The following is a 601-nucleotide window of genomic DNA, read 5'->3' on the forward strand; positions in this document are numbered from 1 at the left end:
GCTACACCATCAACTACATGAACAACTGGTTGGTGAAGGCCGGGCAAACCTCCAGAAGCTATGACGCCAATGGCAACCTGACGAAGCAGGGGGCGGATACCTTCACCTATGACAGCCAGAACCGGCTGGTGGCCGCAACGGTCGCGGGAGTGACTGTAAGCTACACATACAACCATCTGGATCAGCGTGTAACCAAGACCCTAAACGGGCATACCCGGCTGCTGGTTTACGACCTGGCAGGAAACCTCATCGAGGAGCTGGACGCGGCCACTGGAGACGTGCTGGCGGAGTACATCTGGCTCGATGGGACACCCTTGGGCTTTGTTCAGTCAGGACAGACCTACCAAGTCCACGTCGATCACCTGGGCACCCCGAAGGCACTGACCGACGTCAGCGGCCAAGTCGTTTGGAAGGCGAGCTACAGCCCGTTCGGTAAGGCCAGCATCATCATCCAGGGGCCAACCTTCAACCTGCGATTCCCAGGACAGTATTACGACGCGGAGACCGGGCTCCACTACAACTGGCGGCGTTACTACGACCCGAATACCGGGCGTTACATCACCAGTGACCCGATTGGGCTGGCTGGTGGGATTAACACCTA

The 601-nt window shown here is 58.2% G+C and carries 1 protein-coding gene; it reads left to right on the forward strand.

Going from position 1 to position 601, the window contains the following annotated elements; genetic code table 11:
* Nucleotides 1–601 (forward strand): RHS repeat-associated core domain-containing protein (locus R7190_RS28845; protein WP_318138062.1); only part of this gene is annotated, 601 nt, incomplete at both ends.

The sequence above is a fragment of the Vibrio sp. 1078-1 genome (genome assembly GCF_033340475.1).